This window comes from Parahoeflea alexandrii (assembly GCF_027214025.1).
Taxonomy (GTDB): Bacteria; Pseudomonadota; Alphaproteobacteria; order Rhizobiales; family Rhizobiaceae; genus Hoeflea; species Hoeflea alexandrii_A.
In genome coordinates this window covers 104,525-127,084 of sequence record NZ_JAPWHB010000009.1, presented here as the reverse complement: position 1 = coordinate 127,084, position 22,560 = coordinate 104,525, and the positions used below count along the sequence as shown (strand labels likewise).

The following is a 22,560-nucleotide window of genomic DNA, read 5'->3' as shown; positions in this document are numbered from 1 at the left end:
TCACGGTATCCGGACAGCCGGGTGCCACACGACCTGCTGACCTAAGCAGCCAGAATTTCCCGACATAGGACGTTGTCAGAACGAATATGTCCAGGGATGCCCCGCAGGATGAAGAGAGCGGAGAGCACGTCGATGACATCAACAGCCTTCAGCTTTCTCTCGACCCTGATGGCGATGAACTCTAGCGTGAACTCGTCGATCACATTGAGCATGCGGATTTTCCCTCCATTGTGCGTGCGGTCCTCGACAAAATCATAAGACCAGACAGGGTTGGGGTATTCCGGCTGAAGCCGGATGCAGAAGCTGTCGTTCATCCCAAGCCGGCCGCGCCTGGGTTGTTTGGATGGAACCTTCAGTCCCTCACACCGCCATATCCGCTCGCCCCGTTTGACGTTCACAACCCGGCCTGCCTGGAGCAGCATCGCCGTGATGCGACGATAGCCATATCGGCCATACTGGAACGCAAGCGCCGTGATGTCGGCGGTCAATGCCACTTCGTCATCCGCTGTCTTTGCGATTTTGCGCTACGCGGAATGATGTTGACCGAGAAACCGGCATGCCTGTCGTTCGGACACGCCCAGCTCTTCGGTGACATGATCTACGCAAGCACGACGGCGGGCGGCGCTTGGAAGTTTCCCCCGGCAGCCTCCGCAAAGGGTCATTTTGTCCAGGGTTAGATCGGAAACCTTCCGCCGGAGCCGTGCATTCCCGGTCTCCAGCTCTTTCAGGCGTTTCACCTGATCGCCCTTCAGGCCGCCGTATTCTGTCCGCCATCGATAAAATGCAACTTCCGTCACGCCAATCGAACGGATCGCCTCCCCATCGATTTCCCCCGCCCATTCAGCACGTCAACCCGACGAAGCTTCATGACGATCGCTTCTGCCTTATGTCTTTTGCCTGCCATCTCAATGTCCGTCTTCGGCTCCAAAGCCATACTTCAAAAAGCATCACTTTTCAGGGGGCAGGCCAGCGGCGAAACCCCTCCGAATTCGGCCCAGGAGCAAATCTGTGATCACTCGTCAGCCAGCGCCTATCCGTGTGCCCGCGGTTCATCGGTTCTGGCATCAGGGCCGTCGCCATCAATCTCATTGCGGGGCTGAAAGGAAAAGCGGGTTCGGGCGCCTCCCGGCAAATAGTGGATGAGCCACATTGACAGCGAGCAATTCTATATTCTATAGAATACATAATGTGACAACACGAGCACGGAGGATGACATCGTGAACTGCATCAATATGAGAACCAGGGCGGGACGCAGAAACGTACTCGCGGGGGCGGCCGGAATCCTGATTATGGCGATGATGCCGCTGACATCGGCGAAGGCGCAGGACGGTCTGGGAACTGCCGACAGTCCCGTCGAAGTCAGGATCATGGCCAATGAGGCCTTCGCCAGCACTTGGCAGACTATGCTTGTGCCCGAGTTCAACAAGGTATTCCCGAACGTGCAAGTCACTTTCGATGGCGTGCCTTACGCCGAACTGTTGGCCAAGATGATGCTCGATGCCACCAGCCCGGAGCCTGAATACGATGTGCTTCTGGTTGATGACCCATGGGTTCCTCAGCTTGCCGAGATCGGCGCACTTGCCGACCTGAAGGGCGAAAAAGTCTCTGCCCTGACCGATGCGGGCTACGACTGGGACGACTTCAATGCCGCTCCCTTGGCTGCCGGTGAATGGAAGGGTATCCAATACGCCGTTCCAGTGCGCTCTAATGTGCTGCTCCGTTTCTACAATCGGTCCCTGTACAAGGCTGCCGGGCTGCCTGAGCCGACGCCGGCGCAAACCTGGGATGAGTTCTTCAGCGATGCCGAGAAACTGGTGCGCGACACAAATGGCGATGGCAATGCTGACGTCTGGGCGGTCGATACCTATTTCGTCCGCGATTCGCTGACGCCGACGATCTGGCAATCGATCCTCAATGCAAATGGCGGCAGACTGCTTGACGATTCAGGCGCGCCCGCCTTTGCCGACGAGGTCGGTGCCAAGTCGCTCGAAACCCACAAGCGCCTGTTGGACTACGCGCCGCCCGGTGCGCTGGGTCACGGGTTCTCCGATTCCCTGCAGGCGTTCCGCCAGGGGCTGGTCGCCAATCTTTTCAACTGGGGCAGCGTCTACAAGTCGACGGCGGTCGATCCGAAGTCGACAACCTTGACCGTGGACGAGGTCGGTATTCAGGTCTTGCCTGTGGGCGACGTCCAGGCCGGAACACATCGCGGTATCTGGATTGCCGGTATCGGCAGCAAGACCAAGAACCTGGAGGCTTCGTGGGCTTTCCTTCAGTGGCTCTCCTCGAAGCAGGGCGAGAGCATCAACGCGTCGCTGGTGGGCTCTTTCCCGGCCCGCAAATCCACGCTCACCGGTGCCCCGGCCGAGCCTTGGCTTGGACCGGTCTATGCAGCATTGCAACACGCCTATGAGGTTGCTGGTGACGGTGGCATGTGGCGCATTCGCAGCCCGAAGTCCGATGCCGCCCAGCAGATCCTGGCAGACGAGGTGGCTCGCGGCCTTGCCTCCCAGGCAAGCGCCGAGGAAGCGCTCGGTGTTGCCGCCGAGAAGATTGCCAAAGCCCTGAAATAGCAGGTGCAAATCCGTCATGGGCGCCAGGCGCGCCCATGACGCCAATCTCGCGATAAACGATTTTGATTTCTAGCAACCGGCCTGAACGCAAGAGACAGGGCGCGACAGCGTCCCTGCATGAGGCGTTGCATGGCTATGGGCGTGATTACCGCGCCCATTCTTGATTGGGGAATATGATGCCGACGAAAGCAATTGTCAGTGAGGTGAAAACGCTCTCCTGCAGCAACTCCTGGCGCAACTATTATTTTCTGAAGATCACCACCGAGGATGGAATAGTCGGTTGGAGCGAATTCGATGAGAATTTCGGCTCGCCCGGCGTTTGCGCCGTGATCAACGAGCTTGCGCATCGCCTGATCGGCCAAAGCGCAATGTATCACGAGCATATCCGTGAAGATCTCAGAAACGTAACCCGGCCCGGTTCCGGCGGGGTTGTCGGACAGGCGCTGGGGGCGATCGAAAACGCGCTTCTTGACGTCAAGGCAAAGGCCCTGGATGTGCCGTGCCACGTGCTCCTCGGAGGCAAGGTTCGAGACCAGATCAGGGTCTACTGGTCGCATTGCGTCTCCTACCGCACGCGCACGGAGCACTTCACACCGGGTATCGTCGACATCAACGGTGTCCGCCAGATCGCCCGCGAGGTCGGCGAAAAGGGTTTCACGGCGCTGAAGACCAATATCTTTCACTATGACGATCAGAACCGGATCGAAGGCTGGTCTCCGGGATTCAGCCGCCCTCATGAGCCCGGCCGGAATGTCGAACGCAAGACACGCAAGGATCTCCGCAAGCACCTCGAAATCATGCGCGAGGAAGCCGGCCCCGATATCGATATCCTGCTCGATCTCAACTTCAACGGAAAGACCGAGGGTTTTCTCAGCATGTTGCGCGAGATCGAGGATCTTGATCTCTTCTGGGTCGAGATTGATACGCTGGATCCGAAAGCTCTTGCTTACATTCGCGCGAACAGTCGTCACCCGATTTCCTCATGCGAGACGCTGATCGGCCTGCAGCAGTTCCTGCCGTTCTTCCGCGAGCAAGCCGTTGATGTCGCCATCATCGACACTCCGTGGAACGGCGTTTGGCAATCGCTCAAGATCGCCGCAGCCGCGGAAGCCTATGAGGTCAACGTGGCCAGCCACAATTTCTACGGTCATCTCTGTACGATGATGAATGCGCATTTCAGCGCCGTCGTGCCGAACATGCGGATCATGGAAATCGACATTGATCGCATTGCCTGGGACACGGAAATCTTTAGCCATGTCCCCGAGATCAAGGACGGTCATTTGATCGTGCCGGATCGTCCGGGATGGGGCACCGAGCCGATAGAATCTGCTCTGGCCAAATATCCGCCATTGCCGACTGTTGGCATGCCCAAGCGAGTTTCGATCCCCCGGCTGTCACTGTAATCAGTGACAGCAACGGGACGCGGTAATGTGGAAGAATGCGATGAATGAACCTGTTGACGTTCTGATCATTGGAGCGGGCGCATCCGGCGCGGCGGTTGCGTGGAGCCTTGCCGAGACCAGAATGCGCATTCTCTGCCTGGAGCAGGGAGGGTGGGTCAAATCGTCCGAACTCCCCAGCACCGGGCGGGACTGGGAAGCCCGGACCATGGAAGATTTTGCCATCAGCCCGAACCGCCGAGGGCTGGCCGCCGATTATCCGGTCAATGACGACGACTCGCCCATCAAGATTGCCAATTTCAATGGCGTGGGCGGGGGCACGATCTTCTATGCCGCTCATTTTCCCCGACTTCATCCTTCGGATTTTTGTGTCCGCAGCCTTGATGGTGTCGCTGACGACTGGCCGATCGATTACCAGACGCTCGAACCCTTCTATGCGCTGAATGATCGGATGATGGGTGTTTCAAGCCTTGCCGGCGATCCGGCCTACCCTCCCAAGGATTCGCTGATGCGGCCCATTCCCCTGGGCCGTACAGGCGAAGTGCTCGGTGCCGCCATGAACGGACTTGGCTGGCACTGGTGGCCCTCCGATGCGGCCATTGTGACGCAGGAATATGAGGGGCGCGCTCCTTGTATCAACCTTGGTCAATGTGGGTCTGGCTGTGCCCAGGGCGCCAAGGGCAGCACTGACGTGACCTACTGGCCGGAAGCGATCCGGTCCCGGATCGAATTGCGCACCCGGTGCCGCGTCAGCCGCATCGAAACCAATGAAGAAGGCATGGCGACGGGCGCCTTCTATTTTGACGCTGACGGCCGGGAGCAATTCCAGTCAGCGGAGATTGTGATCATGGCCTGCAACGGCATCGGCACGCCGCGCATCCTGCTCAATTCGGCATCGGAGCGTTTTCCCGACGGGCTGGCCAATTCCAGCGGGCTGGTTGGCAAGAACCTGATGCTCCACCCCTATGCCCAGGTCCGCGGTCATTTCGATGAACCTCTCGATGGTTATCGCGGGTCGCCGATCTGCACCTGGAGCATGGAATTCTACGAGACAGATCCGTCGCGGGACTTCGTTCGGGGCTACAGTTTCCAGTTTTCGAGGGGCTTGGGTCCGGTGCGCACCGCCATCAACGGAATGGCGGATGGACTGTTGCCGTGGGGTGACGGGCATCACGCTGCATTCCGCCGGTTGTTCAATCACAGCGCAGGCATGGTTTCGGTCTGCGAGGATCTGCCCGAGGAGACCAACCGGGTTACGCTCGATCCGGATCTCAAGGATGCAGACGGGATCCCTGCCGCGAAGATTCATTACCGCCTCTCTGAAAACTCCCGCCGGATGCTCGATCACTCAATCGCCAGGGGCAAGGACATTCTCAAGGCTGCCGGCGCGCGCGATATCACCAGCAGGGCGCCTTTGCCCTATGCCGGCTGGCATCTGATGGGAACGGCGCGCATGGGCAAGGACCCCGAACGCTCGGTGGTCAATGAATGGGGCCGCAGCCACGACGTAAAAAACCTGTTCATCGTCGATGGTAGCGTGTTCGTCACGTCGGGCGGCGTCAACCCGACGTCGACGATTCAAGCCGTTGCGCTTTATGTGGCCGACCAAATCAAAAAACGTATCCACAACCTCTTTGATTGAGCGCGCGATGATGACCGACAGACATGGAGATACCGGTGACCTTTCAGCCAATGCGCAGCAGACGCTCCGCTGCATCGCGCGCCAGATGATTCCGGCAAGTGCGGAATATGGCGTTCCGGGCGCCGATGATCCAATCATCTTCACCGATATCCTGCAGTCGATCGACCGTGACCGGGCTTTGTTGCAGGAAGCGTTGGATATTGTGGATGCCATGGCCGGCGGCTCTCTGGTGGAGTTGCCGGAAGCCGGACAGGTGAAGCGCCTGATGGAGTTTCGCACCGCCAGGCCTGACCTCGCAGCCGCGATCGAAGCTGCGGTTGCCCGTTGTTACTACCGTGATGACCGTGTCATGGCTTCGATCGGAATGGAGGCCCGGCCGCCCTTTCCAATCGGCTACAAGGTCAAGGAGGGCGACTGGTCGATGCTCGATCCGGTCCGGGCGCGCGGCAAGATCTATCGAGATACGGGTTTGATGGAGGAAAGCTCATGAGCAACGACACTGGGAAAGCCGTCAGGCAAAAACGCTCGAGCCGGCGCGGGCAGAGCAGTGATCTTCTGGTGCGCTGGTCGTTCATGTTTCCTGCGGTTCTGCTCCTTGTTACCATGCTGGCCTATCCGATCTTCTATACGATCGACATCAGCTTTTCGCGGTTCGACATCGCCAGCTTCAGTGCCGGCGAATGGGTGGGGTGGGAAAACTACCTTGAGGTGATCGATGATTACCGCTTCTGGGAATCGCTCAAGGTGACGATGATCTATCTGGCATTCGCGCTTCCCCTGCAGGTCGTTCTCGGCTTCGGGATCGCCTATCTGATCAATGCTGAATGGTCCGGGCGTGGGGTCATCCGGGCGCTTTTCATCATTCCGATGGTCGTTGCTCCGGTGGTCGCCGGCGGCATGTGGCGCATGATTCTCGATCCGCTCTGGGGCATCATGAACCATTGGCTCGGCTTCATCGGCATCGGCCCGCTTGACTGGTTCGGCAATCCAACCCTCGCCATGGCTGCAGTCATCATTATCGATACGTGGCGCTGGACCCCCTTCATCGTGCTGATCGCAACTGCCGCTCTGCTGGCGTTGCCGAAGGACGTCTTCGAAGCTGCGAAAATCGATGGAGCCAATTGGTGGTCGACGCTGTGGTCGGTGGCCGTGCCCCTTCTGGTGCCAGTGATCGCCGCCACCTTCGTCATTCGATGGCTCGGCGCGGTGAAGATGTTTGATATCGTGCTCGCAGCCACATATGGCGGGCCCGGCAAGGCCACCAACGTCATCAATCTGTTTATCTATGAAGAGGCGTTTCGTTCGCTGCGCTTTGCGGAATCAGCGGCGATGGCGGTGATCGTACTGGTGCTGACCATGGTGCTGACCGGGTTGTTCCTGCGAGCCAGCCGCAAGTTGGAGGAACTGTTTTGAGCTCGGTCCTCACATCGATGCCGCGTCGCTCGGCAAGCACGCTCGGACACAAGCTGCGCATCGCCGGGGGCGTTGTCATCAGCCTTGTCTTCCTTTTCCCGATCTACTGGATGATCCTGACCTCGTTCAAGGACCAGGTCGACATCTTCACAACGCCGCCGAAGTTCTTTTTCACGCCGACACTGGCGGCCTATATCGAATACATGCAGCGCGCCGATATCGTAAACCGCTTGATCAACACGATCATAGTCGCCACCGGAGCCGGGCTGCTTTCGATCGTCGTCGGCACGATGGCGGGCTATGCGCTTGCCCGCATCCGGTTGCGTGGCGCGGCGACATTCGGCCTGCTCATTCTCCTGTCGCGCGGCGTGCCGCCGATCGCGCTGGCGGTGCCGATGTTTCTTGTCGCCCGCAAATTCGGCCTGATCGACAAGCACATCACCTTGATCCTGGCCTACAGCACCTTCCTTATTCCCTATGTCATGTGGCTGATGCGGAGCTTCTTCATGGGCTTGCCACGCGAGCTCGAGGAATCGGCGATGATCGACGGATGCTCCCGCTACGGCGCCTTCTTCAAGATTATCCTGCCAATCTCATTGCCCGGTGTGCTGTCCACCTTGATCTTCTCCATGATCCTGGCCTGGGAGGAACTGCTCTTCGCACTGGTGCTGACCAACCGCCACGCCTCGACGATTCCGGTGGCGATCGCGGGCATCGCCGGTGACACCGTCAATGGGGCCAACTGGGCCGCCCTGACCGCTGTTGGCACCATTACAGTGATCCCCGTCGTGGTCTTCGCGCTCCTGGTTCAGAAGTGGCTGATCAAGGGATTGGCGGAAGGAGCGACGAAGGGATAGAAAACTGGCTGTCCCTTCCAACCTGAACTGGATCAAGTCGATGGACCATTCCAACACTTATATGACAAAGGCCGAGCTTGCGCGGCGGCACATTCAATCGATGATCCTCAATGGCACCGTCGGACCCGGAGATCGGATAACGACGCGGGAAGTCTCGACCGCGCTCGGCATCAGTGAAACCCCGATCCGCGAGGCGATCCGGAGCCTTGCGTCCGAGGGTTGGCTCGATATCCAGAATCATGTCGGCGCCGTCGTGCAAGGTCTGAGAACGGAGCAGATCAAGGAGATCAGCGCATTGCGCGGCCTTGTTTGCGGACTTGCCATTGAACTTGGGGCGCGGAATTTTGATGCCGACCGTCTCGACAGGATCGACCGGAACATTGAGGCCTATGCCGAGGCTCTGCAGCGCAAGGATTACGAGCTTGTTGCGGAGAAGAATTACGAATTCCACGAACTGCTTTGCGACAGTCCGCAATCGCCCTGGTGCCGACGACTGATTGAAAACATGCACGGGCAGATGTCAGCACAACGCCACGGCATTCCACCGCAGCATCACCGTCTTGGCGACGCGCTGGAAGAGCACAAGCGTGTTCGCGACATGCTCCGCGCGGGCGATTTCGCGGGCGCGGCGGATATGGTCAAGAAGCACGAAAAGAACACCGGCGAATTCCTGATCAAAATGATCAGCGGGATGCCGGTTCAAGCAAAACAACGGTAAGTCCGCGGACTTGCCCCTGGCCCGCACTCAAGCGAGCGAAAACGGGAGGATTACTGAATGGGTACGGTGCAAATTCGCGATGTGCGCAAGTCTTATGGGTCGATCGAGGTGCTCCATGGCGTGTCGATCGATATCGAAGACGGTGAGTTTGTCGCCCTGGTCGGCCCTTCGGGATGTGGAAAGTCCACCCTGTTGCGCATGATCGCCGGTCTCGAGGACATCACTGGAGGCGAAATCCTGATCAGCGATCGCGTGGTCAACGGCGTCGCGCCCAAGGATCGTGACATTGCGATGGTTTTTCAGAACTATGCGCTCTACCCGCACATGAATGTTCGCGATAATATGGGCTTTGCGTTGCGCCAGCGTCGTGTTTCAAAACCGGAAATTGCGGAACGCGTTGACAACGCGGCGCGAATCCTTGGCCTGGAACAGCTTCTCGATCGCAAGCCGCGACAATTGTCGGGGGGCCAGCGCCAGCGCGTCGCCATGGGACGGGCGATCGTCAGGAACCCGAATGTATTTCTGTTCGATGAGCCGCTTTCCAATCTGGACGCCAAGCTTCGGGTACAGATGCGCTCCGAAATCAAGGAACTGCACCAGCGTCTCAAGACAACGACCATCTACGTTACCCATGACCAGATCGAGGCGATGACACTTGCGGATCGCGTAGTAGTGATGAATGGTGGAGTCATCGAGCAGGTGGGCTCGCCGTTGGAGCTCTATGACAATCCGGCAAGCCTGTTCGTGGCCGCATTCATCGGTTCGCCACCCATGAATTTCCTCGAAGGCGACCTCCTCGACAAGACCACTTTTGCACTCGATGATGGCACAGTGCTGACCCTGCCGGAAGCCGATCCGAAGGGGCGGACGCGCGCCACCATCGGCATCCGTCCGGAACACTTTACCATCGGCGCTACCGGCTGGCCGGCATTGGCTTCCGTGATCGAGCCGACGGGGTCGGAGACCCAGATCACGGCCCGCCTCGCAGGAAAGACCATTCGTGTGCTCATTCGCGGACGAACGTCCACACTGCCGGGCGAAACCATTCACCTTAATGTCGATCCGCAGTTCATCCACTTTTTCGATGCCGCACCGGTACCGGTCGTGGCCGAGATGGAAGACGTGGCCTGAGTCCTACTGACGGACATTCCGGCGAAATGGCACCAACGACATGACGCCGATAAATTGAGACAAGGAGTCTGGAAGAGTGCGCGAGTTGCAGAAATTCTACATCGGCGGCCAGTGGGTGTCGGCTCACTCGGGCATGACGCACACCATGATCGATCCATCGTCCGAGCAACTGATAGGCTCCGTCGCTCTTGGCGACGTTCATGATGTCGATGCCGCCGTGGCCGCGGCCCGTGCGGCATTTCCTGGTTGGGCTGGCACCGACCCGGCAGCCCGCATTGCCCTGATAGAGCGAATGCAGCAAATCTACACCGCGCGCAGCGAAGAAATGACGAAAGCGATCTCGGATGAGATGGGTGCGCCAATGGAACTGGCGAGAACACGCCAGGCACCCGCCGCATTGCGTCATATGAACAATTTTCTTGAGGCGATGAAGCATTTCGAGTTCGTCCGTCCGCTCGGCCCCCATGCGCCCGGCGACCGGATCCTGCTGCAGCCGATCGGCGTTGTCGGCCTGATCACCCCGTGGAACTGGCCGATGAGCCAGGTCGCGCTGAAGGTCATTCCGGCGCTGCTGGCCGGCTGCACCATGGTGCTCAAGCCTTCGGAGTTCGCGCCGCTGTCGTCCCAGCTGCTGGCCGAGATCATCGACGAGGCCGGCGTTCCGGCAGGTGTGTTCAATCTTGTCCAGGGTGACGGCCAGGTTGCCGGTGCTCGGCTCGTCGCACACCCTGATGTGACCATGATCAGCTTTACCGGATCGACGCGGGCCGGTCGCAGTGTCATCATCGGCGCGGCCGACAGCTTCAAGCGGGTTGCGCTTGAACTCGGCGGCAAGGGCGCCAACCTCGTCTTCGCCGACGCTGATGAACAGGCCGTTGAACGCGGCGTCCGTCAGTGCTTCATGAACAGCGGCCAGAGCTGCAATGCGCCCACGCGCATGCTTGTCGAACTGTCTGCCTATGAGCGGGCGGTGGAGAGTGCGCGGCAGGTGGCCGAAGCGACGACGGTGGGTCTGTCGAGCGATGAAGGCGCCCATATCGGCCCGGTCGTGTCGGCGCGGCAATACGAACAGATCCAATCGCTGATCGAGGCGGGGATCGGCGAAGGTGCCCGGCTTGTCGCCGGCGGCTGCGGACGTCCGGCGGGCTTCAACAGTGGCTACTTCGTCCGGCCGACCGTTTTTGCCGATGTCAGCAACGATATGCGGATCGCGCGCGAGGAAATCTTCGGGCCGGTGCTGTCGATCATTCCCTTTGAGGATGAGGAAGATGCGGTCCGGATCGCCAACGACACGCCCTATGGTCTGACGAACTACGTTCAGAGCGGTGACGGAGAACGGCGCAAGCGGTTGGCCCGGCTTCTGAACTCCGGAATGGTCGAGATGAACGGCCAGCCGCGCGGGGCAGGATCTCCTTTCGGAGGTGTCCGCCATTCCGGCGGCGCCAGGGAAGGGGGCGTCTGGGGCCTGGAGGAATTCCTGGTGGTCAAATCTGTATCTGGCTGGAAATAAGCCCTTTTCCCGATTGGAGGATCGGGTTGAATACGAAGGTCCGTTTCTTGTGACGTTCACCTGCAACTGAATACTCAGCCGCCAATATCCGGCTCTGTTGCGAATACTGGATATGGCGGAGAAAGAGCCGATTCGGATACGCGGTCAGAAGGCAGCTGCCAGAGCGTCAAACGGTAGCGTTGCCTTGACATATCGGGCGGTATTTCCACGGCCTGGTCGCCAATCTTTTCCATCTTCACCGCAAACATCCGAACGCCGCCGATTTCCGCGCTGCCGCGATGGCGGTTTGGAGCGAATCGCTCTGTCGGCGGCCTCATGAAGCAGGCCCATGGTGGGCATTCTGTGCAAACCCGAGTTAAGGCGACGCGACCGTCATCCTTGCTCCCAACATTGATATTGACCAGTCAGTCGAGAGGCGAGACGGTCGCATCCCTTGCCGGCCACCTATAGCCGCTACAGATGTGTGGCCGCTAGATTGAAATGTCCGCCGCTGCGCAAAGCACGGATGTCACTTTGAGCTGCCAAACGGCACGCCGACCAGCCCCGATCTGACCGGCTGGTCCGGGTTGCAAGGTGAGATCGGGGCGGGTGGGGAACACCCATTCTGCTTTAGCCTTGAGACCTCCGACCAAAACGTCACTCTGCAGCTTTCTGCCGCGACAGCGCGTTCTTTCGCCGCGCAATCACCGCAGGATCGTTGATGAAGTCCGTCCGTCGCCGCGGCTTGCGGGTGGGTTTGACGTAGCCATTCTTGTCGCGGTTGCTCTTGACCGTCGGCTTGTCCTGCGACGCTTGCCGTTCCTTGGCATATGCCAGGGTATCACCGAGCCGCTTGTTCTCGGTGACGGCTGCATGCGTCACCGGCTGATCCTTGTCGAACATCGTGTCGGGCAGGGAGTAGCCTTTCCAGTGCACATCCAGGCGTCCGTCCGTATAGGCATAGGTTTCGGCATATTTTCCAACCCGACCGCGAGTCACCTCGGTCTCCTCAAGCATGATCCGTTTTCGTTCAAACGAAAATGTCAGCTGCGATCCGGCATAGCGCTGCTCCCGGTGCTGCAAGGCGGATTGCAGGAGTGTCTAGGTGAAGTCGCCATCAGTCGGGGATCACGGGCATCTCCTCATCCGCTGCTTCCTGGACATCTGCAGCGTCTCAGAAGGGGGAGACCAACCGCTGGGCGATGATTCGAAGCCAGGCTCGGGCGTCAGGCAATTATGAACCGCCACCGGCGTTCACCATCAGCAACTGATCGTCCGGCGGCCGCTGTCGGGCATTGTTTCTTCCAACGGAGCCGAATCCCACGTACCGATTCCGTCGCGTGGCGTCGGGCGGGATCGCCACCATCGCCGCACCGGCCCGACGCAAGGGCATCGCGCCGGCATCCGCCAAACGGCGACGACAATGCACGTGAACCCTGAGCGAAAACCGGGGTGAGACTTTTAAACGCTGAACTGAGACGATTTTCATGGTGCGATTGAGAGGCCTCTCCTTATCTCGATCGGGAGGAGGCTTACTGCGAGTCCTGCGCAGCAAGGAAGAAAGAGAAGTGAGATTCGCACCAAGCGCTACTGCCTCATGGATTCGTTTTTTGTGTCGCGAATCGACGGCAGCAATATGCTCGGTAAGGGATAAAGGTTGGGCCGCGACCCACTTCATTCCAAAAGAAGCATTAGTTACAGTTTTTGATGGCAAATAATGGCGAAGAGAGAGGGATACTAGCCCAATTTTTCCTAGTAGATTGACAGTTATAACTAATTTGAAACTGACAGCCTATTGACGACGCTCCAACAGATACACCGGATGCATATCGATCGCAAGCCATAAATATGGTCGGCAGGACAGGCAGAGTTAGTATTATTTCTACGTTACAAATTTACTACTCGTGATTTCAACTCGAATGCGCTCACGGCGCGCTGTGTTCGGCGAGAACCTCAGGCTGCAATAGGGTCGTCGCCGCCATGTCCCCTATCGCTCCACCTGCCCTTCTTGAACACGACCATTCATTAGAGCCGCTTGCCGTGCGCCTCCACACATAAGAGCGCGGGCGTAGAAGCCCTTCATCTTTCAGACCATCGCGATCCGCGTGACCGGCGGCTGGGTCCTTTGCTATGAATTCCTGCACGGATGCGGAAATGATTTCCGCATCATAAGACTGCAGATAGTACCGTGTCTGCATTCCAGGTTGCAATGTTGGATGCATTTGGATTGATTGGGTGAATTGATTCCTGGGGGGAACATAGATGACGAGCCATTCTACGCTGAGCCGATTCTCAACTCCCCTTACGTTGCGCCGTCTCGCCATCACGCTCTGGCTGAAAGCGGGGAGCCTCTCGACCATCCGCCCATCGAAGGTCGTCGGCGCTCGGAGTATGTTGCGCCGGTGCCCAGAAGCAGGCGGACCAAGAACCAGCTGAAGAAGCAGACCTCCCTCGATCTTGATCAGCAGGACCAAGGCGCGAACAGCTACAACCTCTCCAAACTGATCAATGAAATTAGGGGGAATGTCGGGACCTGGCGGTCATTGCCCAACCCGAATGACTGGGGCGTAACGCCAACAACCCAACGGCTGCTTCAACACTGGCGATCAGATGGCTTCTCGGGGCCTCGCCCGTTCTTTTGCCAAGTCGAAGCGGTCGAGGCAGCCATTTGGCTCGACGAGGTCGCCCACAATAGAATACAATATGCACATATCTTTCGCCATCTCGAAGAGGCGAACCGGGATGCCAATCCCGATCTGTGCCGCATCGCGCTAAAGCTCGCAACCGGCGCCGGCAAAACCACTGTCATGGCCATGCTGATTGCCTGACAGGCGATCAATGCTGCGCGCCAGCCCAATTCCAGTCTGTTTTCGCGGGGGTTTCTGATTGTCGCGCCAGGTATCACGATCAAGGATCGACTGCGGGTCCTCAAGCCCTCGGACACCGACAGCTACTACCGCACACGGGAGATCGTGCCGCAGGATATGATGATCGATCTCAACAAGGCCAAGATCGAGATCACCAACTACCATGTCTTCCAGCGTCGCAAAGCGCATGACCTCAATGCCGTCGGCCTGCGGCTCATGAAGGGGTGGAAGAATGACGATATCGAGCAGCTCGAAACCGAAGGGCAGATGCTGCAACGGGCCTGTGGCGACCTGCTTCAGATGAAAAACATCGTCGTCATCAACGACGAGGCCCATCACTGCTATCGCGAGCGTCCCGATACCAACGAGGAAGCCGAACTGAAGGGCGATGAGAAGAGCGAGGCCAAGTGTCTGACGTCAGACAATCCTTCACACCGCCCTCCATCGATGCGCCGCAGGCCCTGGCGCTCGCCAATGAACCCAAGGCCAATGTCGAACGCTACGACACCCTGCGGAAGGCTGCGGAGGTGCGCCATGCGTCATAACCCTGCGAGCGGCGCTATCGTCATCATGCTCCGGCAACTGAAGATGCATGGAATGGCACAGGCCGTCGGCAAACTGACCGAACAGGGATCGCCAGCCTTTGAGGTTGCCATTCCAGTCCTGTCGCAACTGCTCAAGGCCGAGACGGCAGAGAGGGAGGTCAGATCAACAGCCTATCAGCTGAAGACGCCCGCTTTCCAGCCTATCGTGATCTGAACGGCTTCGACTTCTCAAGCAGCGAGGTCAATGAAGCCCTGGTGCGCCAGCTGCATCGATGCGACTTCCTCGATGAAGCCAACAATATAGTGCTGGCCGGCGGCCCCGGCACAGGCAAGACCCACATCGCCACTGCAATCGGCGTGCAGGCCATCGAGCACAATCACAAGCGGGTCCGCTTCTTCTCGACTGTCGAACTGGTCAACGCGCTTGAGCAGGAGAAGACACAAGGTCGGTCAGGTCAGTTCGCCAATCGCCTGATGCATTCCGATCTCATGATCCTTGATGAGCTTGGCTATCTGCCGTTCAGCGCATCAGGTGGGGCTTTGCTCTTCCATCTGCTAAGCAAACTCTATGAGCGCACCAGCGTCATCATCACCACCAACCTCAGCTTCAGCGAATGGGCCAGCGTGTTTGGCGACGCCAAGATGACGACTGCGCTTCTGGATCGGCTCACCCATCACTGCCACATCCTCGAAACCGGAAACGACAGCTTCCGCTTCAAGAACAGCTCGGCCCATGAACCCAAAAACGCAAAGGAGAAAAACCGGAACTTGACCGCAACATCAGACCCGAAAGATAACTGAAAGGCGGGTCAAATCTCGGTGGAAATACCTGGTCAGTTCTCACTGGAAATCAACAAACGAACTGCTGAACGGCGAAATCTACTACAGCCTAAGGTAGGCGCAAATCCTGATCGAGCAACGGCGTGTCCACTACAACACCGTCAGGCCGCATAGCGCTCTGGGCTACCGCCCGCCCGCGCCGGAAAGCATTGTCCCGATGGACAGAGATCCATGATGCACTAACAATCAAGCCGGACCACCTGATGGGGGCAGACCACGTCATGGGAGACAGAATCAGGGCCTCGGCGGTATTCTGGAAACGGAAGTCGCGACCAAATCCGAGGAGCGTCAATGTCGCCAGGATGAGGGTCAGGACACAGGTGGCAGCGCCGATCCGAAGACTTGTTAGCGCGGCATCAATCCATTCTGGGCTGCCCGGTATTTTCTCAAACCAGCGCAAGGAGTAGCCCGGCGGCGGGAGTAACCCCTAAACGCACTTGAAGTGATGCCGAACGGATCAGTGATCCGATCGGATGACATTTCTGTTTTATTTCATAATTACAAATACATAGATAATGCGATCCGGATTAAGAAGAAATATTAATTCGACTGCCATGCGTTGGGCTGCTTGTCTGTTGTCAGCAGTCGGAATTTGAGATCACCGGTCACCGCGTGGACCTAAGCGGGATGCGCTTGGCGCGTCGCCGTGCGGGAAAGCCGTGTCTCTGGAGAAGGCAGACATGAATAAACAATCTTTGCTTAACGCCATCGACATACAGATCCAATGGAATCGCATGATCTCGATGATGGATGAAGCTGATGTCGCGCTGCTTCATTCGTCGTTTTCGACCGTGGTAAGCGACTCGCGCGACTACGCGGTGATCCTGCTCGATAGCAAGGCGCGTTCCATCGCCCAAGCGCAAATCTGTGTTCCGGCCTTCACGAGCTCGCTGCCAGCCGCCGCGCGCAAGATGCTGGAGGAATTTCCATTGGAAGAACTCCAGCCAGGCGACGTGCTGTTCACGAATGATCCTTGGATCTGCCACGGTCATCTGCCCGACTTCTACGTTATCGTTCCAATTTTCAACGAGGGCCGTGTGATCGCCTTCTACGCCGGTGCTGCGCATGTGTCCGATGTGGGAGGACGGATCGACGAGCTGACCGCACGCGATGTTTACGAGGAAGGTCTGCGCATTCCGCCTGTGAAGCTTTACGAGGCGGGGATACCGAATGCCGTGGTGTTCAAGATCCTGCGCGCCAACACCCGCTATCCGCGGCTGGTGCTTGGCGATCTGGGCGCGCTGGTCGGAGCCGGTGACATCGTGGCCCGCCGCTGCCGCGAATTTGAGGCTGACTACGGTGCTGGCGGCATCGACCGCATTGGAGAGGAAATCCTGAAGCGCTCGGAAAATGCAATGCGCCAGGCCATCGCGGCGCTGCCTGATGGCGACTATCCTGCCGCGATCGACGTCGACGGGTATCAGACTTCCACCCATATCGCGCTGTCGGTTTGTGTCCGAGGTGATGAAATCAAGCTCGATTACGCGGGGTCGAGCCCGCAGCGCGCCGATGCCTCGATCAATTGTGTATCCAACGTCACTCATGCGCATTCCATGTTCGCGGTAAAATGCCTCCTCGCCCGCGACATCCCCAACAATGAGGGGCTCTTCCGTCCGGTGCGGACCGTTGCCCCGGAAGGGTCGATACTGAACGCGAAGTTCCCCGCGCCGGTGCGGGGGCGCTCCATGACCAGTTATCACCTGCATAGCGTGATCTTCGAGGCAATGGCGGACCTGATGCCCGCCGCGGTTCAGGCGGGAAGCGGCTCGTTTTGGTGGATTTCCTGCGCGGGGCAGGACAGTGACGGCGAACCCTTCGGGCTTCATGTGCTGCCCAACGGCGGCGTAGGCGCAACCGATGACATGGACGGGCATCCCGTCATGGCTTTTCCGGGAAATGGCACCTTTACCCCCATCGAGATCATCGAGCACCGGTCGCCGTTGATGATCCTCGAACGGTCCCTGCGCGTAGATTCCGGAGGGGCGGGGCGGAAACGAGGCGGATTGGGACAGGTCATCCGCATCCGCACCCACGGGGCGCAGAACGCTCGAATGACCCTGCGGCCGGACAAACTGACCCATCCCGCGCGCGGCATCCAAGGGGGTGAACCCGGCGCCAAGGGAGAAGTCTGGCTGGATGACAAAGCGTTGCCGCTCGAGCCTTTCGTCCTGAACGCAGGCCAGATCCTTACTCTCAAGCTCCCAGGTGGCGGCGGTTTCGGAGCGCCGACTGATCGCGATCCCCAGGATATCGCTCGGGATATCGCCAATGGCTATATTTCGACACTCTGCGCGGTCGAAATCTATGGTGTTGCGCGGAAGGCCCATTGATGACCCAGAATCTTCCAGACATGACTGCAGACGCTTACAGACTGGGTTTCGACGTGGGCGGAACCTTCACCGATTTTGCGTTGGTCAGCGAGGCCGACGGCACCATGCGCCTGGGCAAATGCCTGACCACACCGGATGATCCTACCCGAGGCATCACCGATGGATTGCTGAGCCTTCTGGCAGATACCGGAGTCTCGGCAGGTAACCTCAGTGTGGCGATCCATGCCACCACGCTGATCACCAACGCCCTGATCGAACGCAAGGGTGCGATCACGGCATTGATCGCTACCGAGGGGTTTCGCGACACGCTCGAAATGGGCACTGAGGTGCGTTATGACAATTACGAGCTGTCGCTTGAGATGCCGGCTCCGCTGGTTCCGCGACAGCGCCGCTTTGGCGTGCCCGAGAGGATCTCCGCCAAGGGTGAGGTTCTGGTCGCGCTGGATGTCGAAAGGTTGCGGGAGATCGCGCGCGAATTGCTGGCGCTGAAAGTCGAGGCGGTCGCTATTGTCTTTCTGCATTCGTTTATCAATCCAGCTCATGAAATCGAGGCAGAGCGCATTCTGCGCGAGGAGTTGCCCGGCGTGCAGATCAGCCGGTCCAGCGTCGTTGCTCCAGAGATCCGGGAGTTTGAACGCTCCAGCACCACGGCCGCCAATGCCTATGTGCAACCGATTGTGCGTCGCTATATAGACAAAACCGAAGGTATGCTGTGCGACAGCGGTTTCGGCCGCCGCATGCAGATGATGGTCTCCTCGGGCGGGATCGCCGGAGCCGAACTGGTCAAGTCGCAGCCGATTCGGATGCTGGAATCCGGCCCGGCCGCAGGTGTTCTTGCCGCGATCCATTTTTCCAAGCTTCTGGGACTTCCTGATCTGGTCACGTTCGACATGGGCGGCACAACCGCCAAGCTCGGCCTGGTCAAGGGCCATCGGGCCCGTAAGGCCAACCAGTTCGAATTCGGTCGGGTTTCCAGGCAGATGCGAGGCAGTGGCCTGCCGGTGAAGGTGCCGATTATAGATTTGATCGAGATCGGTGCGGGCGGAGGCAGCATTGCGTCGCCCGACAAGATGGGTCTGGTGCAGGTTGGGCCTGAAAGTGCCGGCAGTGCGCCGGGGCCGGCTTGCTATGGGCTCGGTGGCAAGCAGCCGACCGTGACTGATGCCAACCTGCTGCTGGGTTATCTCAACCCCAACTATTTCCTCGGCGGCCAAATCCAGCTGAGCCGCGCCTCGTCGAATCAGGCGCTGGCGCGGCTTGGCGAATCAATGGCAATGTCGGCAAGAGAACTGGCGCGCGGGATCTTCCGCATCGTGAACCAGAACATGACGGCGGCCTGCAAGGTTCACATCGCCGAACAAGGAGAAGACCCCCAAAAATTCTTTCTCTTCGCCTTCGGCGGTGCGGGCCCCATTCACGCCTGGGAACTGGCGCGGCAGCTCGGCATGAAGGGGGTGATTGTGCCGCCCGCGGCTGGTGCCGGATCGGCGCTGGGCCTGGTGGTGAGCCCGGTCAGCTTTGATTGTTCGCGGTCGCTTCCCCGGCGCCTCGATCGGCTTACCTGGGAGGACGTCGACCAGGTTCTCTCGCAGATGCTGGAAGAGGCGCGCTCTGTCCTGCGGGAGACCGGACTTCCCCCGGAACAGATCGCCGCCGCCGACATCATCTATGAAATGGACCTGCGCCATTTTGGTCAGGGGCGCGAGTTGACGGTCGGAATTCCCCGCGAGGTCATCGAAGCCCGCGTGATCGACGGGATCGCTTCAGCATTCTATGCCGCCCATCAGGCGCGATATGGGCATGTTCACCGCGATCTAGTGCCCGAGCTTATCACGTGCCGGTTGTCGATCAGCATTCATGCGGCGGCCGTGGAAGCCGCGCACCCGGCGGAAGCTGGAGCCGCCCCTGGCACCATCGCGCTCCTGCCAGAGGCAAAATCGACGCGTGAGGTCTACTTCCCCGAGATAGACGGCACATGCCTGACCAAGGTCTATGAGCGGTCTTCGCTCACGCCCGGTTTGCGCTTTGCCGGACCCGCGATCATCGAGGAGCGCGAATGCACCATTGTCGCTGGCCCGTCCGCGGTCATCGAAGTTCACCCGACCCTCGCCCTGTTCATCACCCCGACCGGGGCGGGAGCCGATTAGCCAACGACCAACCAAAAGCCCAACAGGAGAAAGACAAGACCATGAAAAGACGCAGCTTTCACGCTCTCGCCCTGGCGGCTGGCCTCTTGGCCTCCACCGCGATTTTTCCGGCCTTCGCTCAGAATGCACCGAGCGACCTGATCGTGGCTCAGGCCTTTGACCCCACCTCGCTTTGGCCGAATTTCAACACCGCCTCCGACGAGATCAATGCGGGTGCCCTGATCACCGAGCCCCTGTTCTGGACAGATCCGAAAACAAACAAAATGATGCCGGTTCTGGCGCTGGGTTACGAGATGGAGGATGACACCACGATCCTGGTCTCGCTTCGCCAGGGCGTCAGCTTCACCAATGGCGAGCCCTTCAATGCCGATGCGGTGGTGGCGAGCTTCACCAACTTCATGAACCCCGATGTCGCACCGGCCTATGGGCGATATGCGTCGGTCTTCGAAAGCATCGAGAAGGTCGACGACAACACGGTCCGCATCAAGACCAAGTCTCCCTATCCCGCACTGGAACTCGCGCTGGGCAAGGTCTACATCGTGCCGCCCGCGTATTGGGCCGAGGTGGGTGCGGATGGTTTCGGCGCCAAGCCGGTTGGCACCGGCCCCTTCAAGCTGGAAGAGTGGCGGCGGGATGACCGGATTGTCATGACCCGCAACGAAACCTATTGGGGTGAGCCGCTCAAGGGCATCGAGCGGGTGATCCTGCGCCCGGTGCCCGACGACATGGCGCGCGCCGCCGGGATCGAGGCCGGTGAATTCGATATCGCCACCAATATCCCGATCGCCAACGCCGCCGCGATCGAAGCGGCCGGAAAGAAGATCGTCGAAGTCCCGAGTTATCGCATCTTCTCGCTTGAACTGTCGAACCTTGAGATGCATCCCTCACCGATGCATGACAAGCTGGTGCGGCAAGCGGTGAACTATGCCATCGACAAGGATGGGATAATCGACGGGCTGTTCGAGGGACGCGCCAAGCACCTCAACGGGCAACTGCTGCGCAGCAATCAGGTCGGCTACAATCCTGACCTGACGGATTATCCGTATGATCCCGAAAAGGCCAAGGAACTGCTGGCCGAGGCGGGGTATCCCGACGGGTTCGAGATCGACTTCCGCTTTCCCTCCGGGCGTTACGTGCAGGATCAGGAGGTCGCAACAGCGATCGCCGGAATGCTCGAGGCGGTGGGTATCCGTCCGAACATGATCCAGCTTGAGGCGGGCGAGTTCCTGCGACAGCTGGTCGGCCGTGAACTGGCGCCGATCGGGTATGTCGGTCTCGGACCGGCGGACGATCCGGACCTTCAGATGTCGCAATACCGCTCTGATTGGCGCTATTCCTATGTTTCGGACCCGGAGGTCGACCGTCTGATCGATGCCGGTGCAGCCGAGATGGACAGCGGAAAACGGGCAGTGATCTATCAGGAGCTCTCGAAATACATGCGAGATCAGGCCTCGGTCGCCTATCTGTTCCAGAATGTCGATCTCTATGCGACCGGCTCCGATGTTCAGGGCTTCCTGCCCAGGGGCGACCAGCTCTGGATGCTCTACGGCGTCTCCGTCGGCGATAAGTGACAAAGCGCGGGCGCGAGGGCGGCCTGACCGCCTCCGCGCCCGCGCCTTATGGAAAGCGAGCGTTGTATGGGTAAATACCTTCTGACACGGCTGCTATACGTCCTGCCTTCGTTGCTGGGCGTTTTGATCATCTGTTTCTTTCTGACACGATTGAGCGGAGATCCGACGCACCTGTTCATGCCCGTGGACGCGACGGACGAGGCGCTGGCCGCTTTTCGGGCCAAACACGGCCTAGACCGCAGTCTGCCGGAGCAATTCTGGCTCTTCGTTTACAATGCGCTGCAGGGGGATTTCGGCAACTCCTTGCGTTTTTCCGTTCCGGCGATGAACCTCGTGGCAGAACGGCTTCCGGCGACACTCGAACTCGCGATGGCCACATTGTTGATTGCGGTCACGATAGGAATACCGTTGGGCGTGATGGCCGCCTATTGGCGTGGCCGGCCGATCGACACCGGGATCCGCTATCTCGCCGCGTTGGGCCAGTCGGTTCCCACCTTCTACTGGGGTATTGTTTCGATCATAGTGCTGGCGCTGTGGATGCGTCTTCTTCCGACCGGCGGGCGCGATGGGCTGACCAGTCTGGTGCTGCCAGCAACGACGCTCGCCACAACGATGATGGCGCTGATCATCCGCGTGACGCGTTCGTCCATGCTCAACGTCATCGAGCAGGATTATATTCGCACCGCCCGGGCCAAGGGTCAGACCGAGTTCGTGGTGGTGGTCCGGCACGCCCTGGGCAATTCGATCATTCCGGTTATTACCGTGATCGCACTGCAGTTTGGCGTTCTGCTCGGCGGCGTGGTTGTGACCGAGACGGTCTTTTCCTGGCCCGGGGTCGGGCGGCTGGCGATTCAGGCCATCTACGCCCGCGACTATCCCGTGGTGCAAGCCGTGGTGCTGTTCTTCGCCGTGGTCTTCGTCTTCGCCAATCTGGTGGCAGACGTTCTCTACTCCTTCGTCGATCCGAGGGTGCGCCTGAAATGACCCAAACAAATACGGTTCCATCTCCATCGCAGCGCCGCGGTGTCTGGCGAGGA

The 22,560-nt window shown here is 59.2% G+C and carries 13 protein-coding genes and 5 pseudogenes; 16 read left to right on the top strand and 2 right to left on the bottom strand.

Annotation, left to right across the window (positions count from 1 at the left end; translation table 11 throughout):
- Window positions 1–71: 71 nt before the first annotated feature.
- Window positions 72–904: pseudogene (locus O4H62_RS24260) on the bottom strand (IS3 family transposase); the annotation flags it as partial.
- Between the two features lie 385 nt (window positions 905–1,289).
- Between O4H62_RS24260 and O4H62_RS24255 the strand changes: the two are divergent.
- From O4H62_RS24255 to O4H62_RS24215, 9 genes are all read left to right on the top strand, one after another.
- Window positions 1,290–2,573, top strand: a complete 1,284-nt coding sequence (locus O4H62_RS24255) for an ABC transporter substrate-binding protein (protein WP_269391454.1) — start codon at window positions 1,290–1,292, stop codon at window positions 2,571–2,573.
- 176 nt (window positions 2,574–2,749) lie between these two features.
- The gene (locus tag O4H62_RS24250; protein ID WP_269391453.1) at window positions 2,750–3,976 is read left to right on the top strand and encodes a mandelate racemase/muconate lactonizing enzyme family protein; all 1,227 of its coding nucleotides are present in this window, start codon (window positions 2,750–2,752) and stop codon (window positions 3,974–3,976) included.
- 40 nt (window positions 3,977–4,016) lie between these two features.
- Entirely contained in the window at window positions 4,017–5,615 is a 1,599-nt protein-coding gene (locus O4H62_RS24245) for a GMC family oxidoreductase (protein ID WP_269391452.1), read from the top strand.
- Window positions 5,569–6,105 (top strand): hypothetical protein, encoded by a 537-nt coding sequence (locus O4H62_RS24240; protein WP_269391451.1) that lies wholly within the window; start codon window positions 5,569–5,571, stop codon window positions 6,103–6,105. Before O4H62_RS24245 ends, O4H62_RS24240 begins: the two co-directional genes overlap by 47 nt.
- Window positions 6,102–7,028: a carbohydrate ABC transporter permease gene (locus O4H62_RS24235; RefSeq protein ID WP_269391450.1), complete on the top strand. Its 927-nt coding sequence runs from the start codon at window positions 6,102–6,104 to the stop codon at window positions 7,026–7,028. The genes O4H62_RS24240 and O4H62_RS24235 overlap by 4 nt, the downstream gene beginning before the upstream one ends.
- On the top strand, window positions 7,025–7,885 hold the full coding sequence (locus O4H62_RS24230) for a carbohydrate ABC transporter permease (protein WP_269391449.1): 861 nt from the start codon (window positions 7,025–7,027) through the stop codon (window positions 7,883–7,885). Before O4H62_RS24235 ends, O4H62_RS24230 begins: the two co-directional genes overlap by 4 nt.
- Window positions 7,886–7,925: 40 nt before the next feature.
- On the top strand, window positions 7,926–8,603 hold the full coding sequence (locus tag O4H62_RS24225; RefSeq protein WP_269391448.1) for a GntR family transcriptional regulator: 678 nt from the start codon (window positions 7,926–7,928) through the stop codon (window positions 8,601–8,603).
- A 57-nt stretch (window positions 8,604–8,660) separates the two neighbouring features.
- The gene (locus O4H62_RS24220; protein ID WP_269391447.1) at window positions 8,661–9,734 is read left to right on the top strand and encodes an ABC transporter ATP-binding protein; all 1,074 of its coding nucleotides are present in this window, start codon (window positions 8,661–8,663) and stop codon (window positions 9,732–9,734) included.
- Between the two features lie 76 nt (window positions 9,735–9,810).
- Window positions 9,811–11,244 (top strand): aldehyde dehydrogenase family protein, encoded by a 1,434-nt coding sequence (locus tag O4H62_RS24215; RefSeq protein ID WP_269391446.1) that lies wholly within the window; start codon window positions 9,811–9,813, stop codon window positions 11,242–11,244.
- 636 nt (window positions 11,245–11,880) lie between these two features.
- On the opposite strand, the pseudogene O4H62_RS24210 reads toward O4H62_RS24215, so the two are convergent.
- A pseudogene (locus O4H62_RS24210) lies at window positions 11,881–12,306 on the bottom strand (ISNCY family transposase); the annotation flags it as partial.
- A gap of 1,175 nt (window positions 12,307–13,481) precedes the next feature.
- On the opposite strand from O4H62_RS24210, the pseudogene O4H62_RS26570 reads away from it, so the two are divergent.
- The 7 genes and pseudogenes from O4H62_RS26570 to O4H62_RS24170 all read left to right on the top strand — a co-directional run.
- A pseudogene (locus tag O4H62_RS26570) lies at window positions 13,482–14,498 on the top strand (DEAD/DEAH box helicase family protein); the annotation flags it as partial.
- A 126-nt stretch (window positions 14,499–14,624) separates the two neighbouring features.
- Window positions 14,625–15,436, top strand: a pseudogene (gene istB, locus O4H62_RS24195) (IS21-like element helper ATPase IstB).
- A 55-nt stretch (window positions 15,437–15,491) separates the two neighbouring features.
- Window positions 15,492–15,650 (top strand): annotated as a pseudogene (locus O4H62_RS24190) (integrase core domain-containing protein); the annotation flags it as partial.
- A gap of 505 nt (window positions 15,651–16,155) precedes the next feature.
- Complete coding sequence (locus O4H62_RS24185; RefSeq protein ID WP_269391444.1) at window positions 16,156–17,805, top strand: hydantoinase B/oxoprolinase family protein; 1,650 nt, start codon at window positions 16,156–16,158, stop codon at window positions 17,803–17,805.
- Window positions 17,805–19,952, top strand: coding sequence for a hydantoinase/oxoprolinase family protein (locus O4H62_RS24180; protein ID WP_269391443.1), 2,148 nt, complete (start codon window positions 17,805–17,807; stop codon window positions 19,950–19,952). The genes O4H62_RS24185 and O4H62_RS24180 overlap by 1 nt, the downstream gene beginning before the upstream one ends.
- A gap of 41 nt (window positions 19,953–19,993) precedes the next feature.
- Window positions 19,994–21,523, top strand: a complete 1,530-nt coding sequence (locus O4H62_RS24175; RefSeq protein WP_269391442.1) for an ABC transporter substrate-binding protein — start codon at window positions 19,994–19,996, stop codon at window positions 21,521–21,523.
- A 48-nt stretch (window positions 21,524–21,571) separates the two neighbouring features.
- The gene (locus O4H62_RS24170; RefSeq protein WP_269391441.1) at window positions 21,572–22,507 is read left to right on the top strand and encodes an ABC transporter permease; all 936 of its coding nucleotides are present in this window, start codon (window positions 21,572–21,574) and stop codon (window positions 22,505–22,507) included.
- The last annotated feature ends 53 nt before the right edge of the window (window positions 22,508–22,560 follow it).